This window comes from Weissella sp. DD23 (genome assembly GCF_001579105.1).
Taxonomy (GTDB): domain Bacteria; phylum Bacillota; class Bacilli; order Lactobacillales; family Lactobacillaceae; genus Weissella; species Weissella cibaria.
The window spans coordinates 158164-159684 of sequence record NZ_KQ970391.1 but is presented as its reverse complement, the minus strand read 5'-3'; the positions used below and the strand labels follow the sequence as shown (position 1 = coordinate 159684).

The 1521-nt window shown below is 46.1% G+C and carries 1 pseudogene; it reads right to left on the bottom strand.

Going from position 1 to position 1521, the window contains the following annotated elements:
- Positions 1–1440, bottom strand: a pseudogene (locus WEIDD23_RS14415) (excinuclease ABC subunit UvrA); the annotation flags it as partial.
- Between the last annotated feature and the right edge of the window lie 81 nt (positions 1441–1521).

Below are 1521 nucleotides of genomic sequence, written 5' to 3'. Positions count from 1 at the left end.
GAGCGTTAGATAATCTAGCCCAACGTTCTTCAAGAAGCTCAGGCGATCCGTAATTTCCTTAACGATGGGCGCTGCAATCTGACTGTCTTGCTCACCAAACGTCACGTTTTCAAAGAATTCTAATTCCTTATCAACCGGCATTTCTGACACTTGACCGATGTGCTTATCACCAACCTTAACCGACAAAGCAGCCGGGTTCAAACGGTATCCGCCACAAGCGTTGCAAGTCAATTCGTCCATGTAACCACGCATTTGTTCACGGGTAAAATCAGAATTTGATTCACGGTAGCGACGGTCGATGTTATTCATCACCCCTTCGAATGGGACATCAACATCACGTACCCCACCAAAATCATTCTCATAGTGGAAGTGGAATGGCTTCAAACGTGAGCCATATAGCACCATGTCTTGTTGATCAGCGGTCAATTCTTCAAATGGGATGTCCATTGGAATTTCAAATTGCTCAGCAAATTGGCGCAACATTTCTGGGTAGTATGATGATGAAATTGGGTTCCAGGCCACAATGGCACCGTCAGCCAATGACTTTGACTTATCAGGAATAACTCGGTCAACATCGACCTCAAGTGTCATCCCCAAGCCCCCACAGATTTCACACGCTCCCATAGGTGCGTTGAATGAAAAGAGCTGTGGTTCCAGCTTACCAACCGCAAAGTCCTTCAACGGACCGGTGTAGTGATCTGAGAACGTAATTGGTTCACCACCAATCACATCAACTGTCACGACCCCTTCGGCCATGCGCATTGCTGATTCAAATGATTCGAACAAACGCGCGCGTGAACCATCCCGCAAAATAATACGATCAACCACAATTGAAATATCGTGATACTTGTTCTTGTCCAACGTCAGCTCATCGGTGATTTCATGCATCTCACCATCAACCATGACACGAACAAAACCTTCTTTTTGAATACGTTCAAAAGCCGTCGCATGCGAACCACGCTTATGACGAACAATTGGTGATAGGATTTGCATCCGCGCCCCTTCATCCAAGTTCTCCGTCAAATAATTCAACATTTGGTCAATTGACGTCTTCACGATTGTGCCATCTTCGGCCGCGTCGGGCTGTCCAACACGAGCAAATAATAGTCGATAATAGTCGTTAATCTCGGTTACCGTCCCCACCGTTGAGCGGGGATTTTTTGAGGTCGTCTTTTGATCGATAGAGATAGCAGGACTTAATCCTTCAATGGCATCTACATCCGGCTTATCCATTTGTCCTAAGAATTGACGGGCATAGGCAGACAAGCTTTCAACATAACGTCTCTGTCCTTCTGCATATAGCGTGTCAAAGGCAAGTGAACTCTTACCAGAACCAGAGAGTCCGGTCATCACCACGAATTTGTCACGGGGAATCGCCACGTCCACATTTTTCAAATTGTGAGCGCGCGCGCCGTGAATATTGATCCAATCATTGGCCATTTCGGGCGGCCTCCTTCATGTGTTTTTAGTTAGTGTTATTATACCCCTAAACGCAAGTGAGGTGTTAGTTATAACCTAACA